The 7,596-nt window shown below is 64.1% G+C and carries 8 protein-coding genes and 1 riboswitch; of the genes, 3 read left to right on the plus strand and 5 right to left on the minus strand.

All coding sequences use genetic code 11. From position 1 onward, the window contains the following. The first annotated feature begins 469 nt into the window (after positions 1-469). A complete protein-coding gene (locus Q0X85_RS19715) occupies positions 470-1,243 on the plus strand; it encodes a DUF1828 domain-containing protein (RefSeq protein ID WP_297774840.1) in 774 nt (257 codons plus the stop codon). A gap of 169 nt (positions 1,244-1,412) precedes the next feature. Here Q0X85_RS19715 and Q0X85_RS19720 read toward each other — a convergent pair whose 3' ends face one another. The 3 genes from Q0X85_RS19720 to Q0X85_RS19730 are packed head-to-tail and all read right to left on the minus strand — an operon-like array spanning position 1,413 to position 3,549. Continuing rightward, entirely contained in the window at positions 1,413-2,156 is a 744-nt protein-coding gene (locus Q0X85_RS19720) for an ABC transporter permease (protein ID WP_297774842.1), read from the minus strand. Further along, positions 2,153-2,809, minus strand: coding sequence for a TenA family protein (locus Q0X85_RS19725; RefSeq protein ID WP_297774844.1), 657 nt, complete (start codon positions 2,807-2,809; stop codon positions 2,153-2,155). Before Q0X85_RS19725 ends, Q0X85_RS19720 begins: the two co-directional genes overlap by 4 nt. Positions 2,810-2,820: 11 nt before the next feature. Then, positions 2,821-3,549, minus strand: a complete 729-nt coding sequence (locus Q0X85_RS19730) for an ATP-binding cassette domain-containing protein (protein WP_297774846.1) — start codon at positions 3,547-3,549, stop codon at positions 2,821-2,823. A 48-nt stretch (positions 3,550-3,597) separates the two neighbouring features. Further along, positions 3,598-3,702, minus strand: a riboswitch (TPP riboswitch). Between the two features lie 137 nt (positions 3,703-3,839). Here Q0X85_RS19730 and Q0X85_RS19735 point away from each other — a divergent pair. Both Q0X85_RS19735 and Q0X85_RS19740 read left to right on the plus strand, forming a co-directional pair. Further along, entirely contained in the window at positions 3,840-4,442 is a 603-nt protein-coding gene (locus Q0X85_RS19735; protein ID WP_297774847.1) for a heme NO-binding domain-containing protein, read from the plus strand. Continuing rightward, on the plus strand, positions 4,439-5,428 hold the full coding sequence (locus tag Q0X85_RS19740; RefSeq protein WP_297774849.1) for a GGDEF domain-containing protein: 990 nt from the start codon (positions 4,439-4,441) through the stop codon (positions 5,426-5,428). Before Q0X85_RS19735 ends, Q0X85_RS19740 begins: the two co-directional genes overlap by 4 nt. A 63-nt stretch (positions 5,429-5,491) precedes the next feature. Here the strand turns inward: Q0X85_RS19740 and Q0X85_RS19745 are convergent, their stop codons facing one another. After that, the gene (locus tag Q0X85_RS19745; protein ID WP_297774851.1) at positions 5,492-6,484 is read right to left on the minus strand and encodes a TAXI family TRAP transporter solute-binding subunit; all 993 of its coding nucleotides are present in this window, start codon (positions 6,482-6,484) and stop codon (positions 5,492-5,494) included. Between the two features lie 111 nt (positions 6,485-6,595). Continuing rightward, positions 6,596-7,468, minus strand: a complete 873-nt coding sequence (bchO, locus tag Q0X85_RS19750; RefSeq protein ID WP_297774853.1) for an alpha/beta fold hydrolase BchO — start codon at positions 7,466-7,468, stop codon at positions 6,596-6,598. Positions 7,469-7,596: the final 128 nt, after the last annotated feature.

Genomic DNA, 7,596 nt, shown 5'->3' on the forward strand with positions numbered 1-7,596 from the left:
ATGGCGGAAACTCGATGGCGCAAACCGCCTGCCCGAGATCGTCCAGGGGATTGCCTTCAAGGACGGGATCAAGCAACTTCGAGCCGCCGCCTGATCACGCCGTCACCAACTTTAGGGCATAGCTCGTTGTATTATTGTGTGCTGGTGAGCGAGATTTCCGAGTCCTTTTGCAGCTGAACCCGCTGCTCGAGAAGTTTCACGCTATGCTCGGCGAGGTCCGCGAAGATCAGTTGGCAGTGTTGTGCAGCCATGATCTTCATACATCACACTCAAACTGGCACTGCCACGTTGCAACAGGCGACATCGAAAGAGTGCTTCCGGGGGTGACGCGAGATCGCGATACGTTTCGATTTTGGCCGAGCTATACTGGAGAATGCACGGAGGATTTTGACGTTACGCCTCACACTGCAATGATGATCGCGTCGAAGCTCTACCGATTTGCCCCTCCGGCTCAAGGAGAGATGATTTTATGACCGTGCAGAAAAAAATCTGTTCTGCCTTCTGTGAGGGTCTTTCTATCAGAGAGATACCGCTTGGCTACGCGATCAAAACTCCCTTTAGCTGGCTGCACGGCGAACCGTTGGTCATATTCGGTGAGAAAACAGATGGTCTGGTCCGCATGCGAGATGGTGGCGATACGCTGGCTATTCTTGAGGACGTTGCTGGTGACCTGACAACCGATACCAAGATGGGAGCGATGAGGCAGCTCGCGATCGAGCACGGTATCCTATTTGACGAGGAGAAATCCCTCTTCCTGAGCGATTGGACTGAGGAAGCGAACTTGGGTGGGGTAGCCATCAGGTTCATGTCATTCCTGAACCGTATCCAGGACCTTGCGTTCTTGTCACGCGAGAGGGTCACCAACGCGTTCCGCGAGGAGCTTTTTGAAGCAATAAAGGAGCGCTTTGGCACGCGTTTCTATGTTGGCGAGCGAGAAGCCATGTCGGAGGAGCACAAGGAATACACAGCAGACATAATCATCCGCGATGCCAAGATTCAGGCGGCTGTGTACGCTGCGACGAGCGAAGTGAACGTTCTCGAAGCACTTTTGACAGAGCAAGTTTTCAAGGACGGGCATGAGGTTAGGACGGTACCGGTGGTGGTCTTTGAGGACTTCATGCAAAGCAGGGTAAAGTCTAAGACACGCCGCCGTGTCATAAACAGCTCTGGCATCGAGATAGCAGACTGGGCCGGAGGGGCAGATGACGTTCTTGCGAAGATCGCACAGCTTTTGGAGCCTTGAAGGGCAGAAATTGGCAACCTCATAAAGCGGCCGTATTGAACATCTTAGCCGAATGGGCTAGCGCGCCTGCAAACAGATTTGCTTCGCTGCGGAACGTCTGAATGTCGCTGATGTAAGCGGCCATCGTTACCCTTGATCTCACGCCGCTGCACCCCGCCCCACCTCGTGGTCACCCCGCCGCCGTGCCGTCCAGCCACCGCCGACACGCCCGGTCCACGCTCATGTGCAGCAGAAGCGTGAACACCGCCAGCACGATCAGGGCGGCGAACATGAGGTCGATCTTGGCGCGGCCGTTGGCGAGGAGCATGAGGTAACCCAGCCCCTTGGAGGCCCCCACCCATTCGCCGATGATCGCACCTATGGGGGCGTAGACCGCTGCCAGGCGCAGCCCCGAGGCGAAGCCGGGCAGGGCGGCGGGGACGCGGATATGCCACATCAGGCGCGGGCCGTTGGCGCCCATGATCCGCCCCAGATCGAGCCAGTGTTGCGGGGTGCGCATCAGCGCGTCGAAGAAGGCCGAGGTGACGGGGAAGTAGATGATCAGCAGCGCCATGGCGACCTTGGACCAGAGGCCGTAGCCTAGCCAGAGGGTGAGGATCGGGGCCAGCGCAAAGACCGGGATCGCCTGGGAAAAGACCATCATCGGGCGAATGAGGCGGCGCGCAAGGGGCGAGGCGGCGAGGCCGATGGCCGAGAGACCACCGAGGATTGCGCCGAGGGCCAGCCCGATCAGCACCTCGGCGGCGGTGATGCCTGCGTGTTCCAGGATGAGTGCGCGGCTTGCCCACAGGGTCTCGGCCACGCGGGCAGGACCGGGCAGGATGAAGGGCGGGAGTGCTGCCAGCACCACCAGCGCCTGCCAGAGCGCCAGCGCGAGCGCGGTGGAGGTGGTGATGGTGATCAGGCGGCTCATGTCTCGGGATAGCCTGCGAGGGCGGCGTCGAAGAAGGCGCGCTCCAGCCGGGTGGCGTGGGTGAATGTCGCCTCGACGGCTTGCTGTTCTTCGGGTGAGAGGCCGGGCCAGACCGCGTCAAGCTGGCCGCGCAGGTAGGCCACGACGGACTCAAACCCGTCGCCGCTGTGGAGCGTGATCCATTCGCCGAACCAGAACGGCAGGTCACCCGCCTTGTCGGCATGCGGCGTGGCCCAGTCGAGATAGGACCATTCGGCGACCACCAGCACGGCGAGCATCTGTTCATAGCGGCCCGAGTGCGCAGCGTCGCGCATGACGGTCTGGAACTCCGCCGTCACCGGGTGCGCCGGGGCGGGCGGCTCTGCCTGACCGCCCATGGCCTCGATCGCGCGGAGGAAATAGGTGTTTTCGGGGCCCGAGATCAGCCCGAGGAACTGCGCAGCCGGAATCGCGTCGGGCAGGGTAGGCGCATGGGCGATGGCCGAGGCCAGAAGCCGCACGAAGCCGTCGATGAAGAGATAATCCTGCCGCAGATAGGCCAGCATCCGATCCTCGGGCAGGGTGCCGTCTGCCAGTTGATCGGTGAAGGCGTGGCGGGTGGCGGCCTGCCAGTCCTCGGCGCAGAGCGATTGCAGGTGATCGGTGGGGCGCATGGGGGGTCCTTTCAGGCGGGGGCGCGCAGGCGCGACAAGAGCCTGCCCTGCGCGGTGAGGGTTTCGGGATCGTCCACGGGCCGGGGCACGGTGCCGGGGGGCGGTGTGACGTCCTCCAGCCCGGTCTCGGTCAGGATATGGATGGCGTGGCCCATGCGCGCGGCCTCGGCCGGGTCGTGGGTGACCATGAGCACGGTGCGGCCCTTGAGGTGCTCGGCCGTGAGATCCTGCATCTGCGTGCGGGTGCGGGCGTCGAGCGCCGAGAACGGCTCGTCGAGCAGGATAATGGGGCGGTCCTCCATCAGGGTGCGGGCGAGGGCGACGCGCTGTTTCTGCCCGCCCGAGAGCGCGCCGGGGCGTTTATGGGCGTGATCCTCGAGCCCGACGCGGGCGAGCATGCGCATGGCGCGGTCGCGGTCGCGCGCCTCGCCGCGGAGGCGCGCGCCGATGGTGACATTGCCCAGCACGTCGAGCCATGGCATCAGCAGATCGCCCTGCGCCATCAGCGCCATGCGCCCGGCAAGGGAGCGGTCGTCGGAGGCGGTGATGCTGCCGGTGAACTCGGTGACGTCATCGACGCCCGCGATCAGGCGCAGCAGCGTCGTCTTGCCCACGCCCGAGGGGCCGAGCAGGCAGGTGATGCGCCCGGCGGGCACGGTGAGGTGCAGCGGGCCGAAGACGTGCAACCCGCCGATCCGGGCGGTGCCGTCGAGTGTGAGCGCGGGCGCGTCGGGGCGCATGGGCGGCCTCTCTTCTCGGCCGGAACGCGGGCATGGGGGGAGGGGCGCGCGAGCGCGGTCTCCGTTCCCTACGCCGGTGCGAGCCGGATCAGGTTCGGTGGGTTGGCGCATCGCCTCTCAGCCCCGGCAAGCGGGGCACCCCAACGGATGCGACAGATGTAGCAAGGCCGTCGCAGCCTGACAAGCCCCCGGGCTAAATGGATGCGGCTGGCAAATTGTAGAGCATTTTAGTTGTTCAGCGCTTCTTAAGGCGGGCCTGACAATCTGGCCGAAATGAAGGGGAGAGTGTCATGCACGGGCTGGTAAATCGGGCCATCGAGCGGTTCGTTCGGGATACCTATGGGCGAGATGTCTGGATTGCCACGGTGCGGCGTCTTGACCTGGGCGTGACCGGCTTTGAGGCGATGATGACCTACGAGGCGGATGTGACCGAGCAGGTCCTGGAGGCGGTTGGCGAGCGGCTGGATCGTGGGCGAAACGATCTGCTTGAGGATATCGGCACGTATCTGGTCTCGAACCCGGCGACAGAGGCGGTGCGCAGGCTGATGCGCTTCAGCGGGGTTGATTTTGTGGATTTTCTGCACTCCCTCGATGACTTGCCTGACCGCGCGCGGTTGGTCGTTTCGGATTTCGACTTGCCCGCGCTCGTGCTTCATGACCACGGTGCAGGTACATATTGCCTGCATGTTGATCTGCCACAGGGACATGGGCTGCGCTTTGGCCATGTCGTGATGGGGCTTTTGCGGGCGATGGCGGATGACTACGGCGCCTTGGCAATCGTTGACCATAAGGGCAGTGACGCGCGGTGTGAATTCATCGAAATTCGCCTGCTGGACGAGGGATTTGCAAGTGGGCGCGCTTTTGATCTTGGCGCCAGACGGGCGACTTCATGACCTGGACAAACGCGACATTGGGGCGACTGTTGGACGAGCTGTGCCCGATGCACGCTGTTCTGAGTAAGACCGGGCATGTGATCGAGGCCGGGCCGACGCTGAGAAAGGTATTCGACGGGAGCACGCTCGCAGGCGCGCGATTTCTCGATCTGATCGACGTACGCCGTCCCCATTCTGTATCGGATATGGCGGCGTTTCGCGCGTGCGAGGGGGCCCGGCTTCGACTGCGGCTTTGCGCGGCACCGCACACTCCCCTCAAGGGCGTATTGCTGGGTTTGTCCGATGGTGCTGCCCTGGTCAACCTGTCGTTTGGCATTTCGATTGTCGATGCCGTGCGGGACTTCGGGTTGACCGGCGCGGATTTTGCCGCGACGGATCTCGCGACGGAGATGCTCTATCTGTTCGAGGCGAAATCGGCCGCCATGGACGCGTCGCGCACGCTCAACATGCGGCTGCAAGGCGCGCGGGTCGAGGCGGAGGAGCGCGCGTTCACGGATACGCTGACAGGATTGCAGAACCGGCGCGCATTGGATCATGTGCTTGATCGGCTGACGCAGAGCGAACAGGATTTCGCGCTGATGCATGTCGATCTGGATTTCTTCAAGCAGGTGAATGACACGTTGGGGCACGCGGCCGGGGATCATGTCTTGCGGGCCGTGGCGGGCCGGCTGCTTGGGGAAGTGCGCGCCGATGACCTTGTCAGCCGCGTTGGGGGCGATGAATTCGTCGTCATCCTGTCGGGGCTGACGGATAGATGCCGGCTGGATGACATGGCACGTCGCATCATCGAGCGTCTCGAAGAGCCTGTGCCATATGAGGGCCAGGATTGCCGGATTTCGGCAAGTATCGGGGCGACCATGAGTTGTGAATATGACATTCCCGATTCCCATCGCATGATGGTCGATTCCGACCGCGCGCTCTACGCGGCCAAGGGGCGGGGGCGCGGATGCCATGTGATCCACGAGTGGCTGCCTAACAGGGATTGACCGGCGCGCGGGACGGCGTGACCGTGCGCTACGCGGCATTGTGCCGGTTTCGTGGCCGGACGCTTATCGGAGCAAACCTGCCTCGACATAGTACCGTTTTGCCCCGGGGTGCAGAGGTGCATCCAACTGCTCGAGCCTGAGTGTCGTGGTTGCGTGAGCAGGGCGCGAGCCAGACCTGTCTTGGCTGACAAGCAGTTCCCGCCCGCGCGCAGACCACAGAGCACGGGTGATTGCATGGATCAGGTCCTCGGATTGATCGGCGTGCGTGATCAAGAGCCTTGCGATCGCGAGGGTCTTGATGTCGCCGTCGGTCCCTGAAGCGCTGTCTGCGGGGATGACGACCCTGCTGGACTGCGGCACCGCCGCAATGCCGGTTTCAAGCTCTGCCGCGGTCCAGTCGTGGAGCCGTAAATCAGTCTTCGTGCCAAGATGACTGATCTCATCGGTGAAATATGCATCCAACGCGCCGGTTGTAACGCGTTGGGCACTTTGAACACTGCCCAGAAGCGCCTCTTTATAGTGGTCGCGGGTTATGCCAAGCGCGGCGAGGACCTGCTCGGCGACGACCTGCGTGCCAGAGCCATCCTGCCCGATCCCGACACGCTTGCCCCGGAGGTTCGCCAGGCCGGCAAGCGGCGACGCACCGGGCAAGACCAGATAGAGCGTTGCCGATGGCAAAGTGGTCACGACCCGCAAGCCGTCTGCTGGTTCTCCCTTGAACGGGCCGGTGCCGGTCAATGCGGCGTCGAGCGTCGCCGCGTCGGTTACGCCGGCCTCTACTCCACCGGTCTGAACGCGGTGTACGTTCAGGGCCGCGCCGCGTGTCGATTGGGCGATTGCCACGAGGCCCGGCACCCCGCAGGTCTTGCCCGCGTCGCAGGGCGGCGAGCCGGGCGGGTGCGCAATAGCATCGACGATGCTGCTGCCAATCTTAAAATTGGAGCTCTCGGTGCTGCCTGTCCCGATCCGGAAAAACTGCATCTCCTGCGGAAAGGCCGGGCCGCAGAGCAGTATCGCGGCCATGAGCGCGGTGCAGGCTGTTGTGATCCGGGGCATCTGTCGGGGCTCCATTGTCGTGGTCGCAGGCTTGGGCGTCTTTGTCCCCTGCATAGCATGTGATCCGGCATATGCCACGCACCGCCCGAGCACTTGCCCGGCGCGCTGGGATCATGCGGGCCAGTTGGCCGGATCGCGCAGGACCGTCGCGAGGCGCGCGGGGGCTTCTTCATGCGCCAGGTGTCCAAGCCCGTCCAGTGTCAGGGCGCGGGCGCATGGCAGGCGCGAAGCGGCGCGGGTTGACGTCTCGGGCGGCACCGCGCGGTCCTCGGCGCCTGTCAAGAGCAGGCAGCGATTGGGAATGTCGCGAAAGCGATCGAGCAGCGGGGCGACATCCCACTGTGACATCATCTGTAGCGTCGCATCGACATGCGGACGATCCGCGATGAGCCGGGCATAGAGCGCCAGGCCATCAGGCGTGAGGGTCGAGCCGGTGCTCTGGATCAGGCGACGGGCGCGCGCGGCCTTGTCGGTGCCGAAGGTAAAAAAGGTTGCCGTCAACGGGTTGAGCGCCAAGAGCTTTGCCAAAAGCGGGAACAGCCACCCGGCGACGCCCTCGAAACGATCGAGGGCCGCGTTGATACAGGCGATGTCGGGTGGGCTGCCGTCTGGTGTGGTGAGGCGCGTTGCGAGATTGAGGGCGATCGCGCCTCCGGCGGAGTGGCCGAGAATGAGCGCGGGTTTCCAGCCCTCAGACGCACAGAGCGCGGCGATATCCTCGGTCATGCCCGCGAGCCCCAGACGGCGTTTGGCGCCGGCACGGGAAAAGCCCTGACCGGGCAGGTCGAGCGCGATCACGCGGTGGGTCTCGGCCAGCCGGGGCATCAGGTCGCGCCAGCTATGGGTCGAGGCCCCCGCGCCGTGCAACAAGAGCGCGAGCGGGCCGCTGCCCATGTCCTGTATGTGCCATTGATGGGGCGGGTGGTGGATGCGCCGGGAGTGGTCGTGATGTGGCCAGTCAGGAAGGTCTCGCTGCCAATCCATCGCTCACGCTCCGAGTGCCGTGGTCACCGCAGAGGATATAGCGCGCGCGTCGGCACGCGGCAGCGGCAGGTGGCGCGCGCCCATCTCTGCGGCGAGCTTGGCGGGGTCCGGGCCGGGGCGTGCGGCGG

The organism is uncultured Roseovarius sp., from assembly GCF_947259555.1.
In the GTDB taxonomy this organism is placed as follows: Bacteria; Pseudomonadota; Alphaproteobacteria; order Rhodobacterales; family Rhodobacteraceae; genus Roseovarius.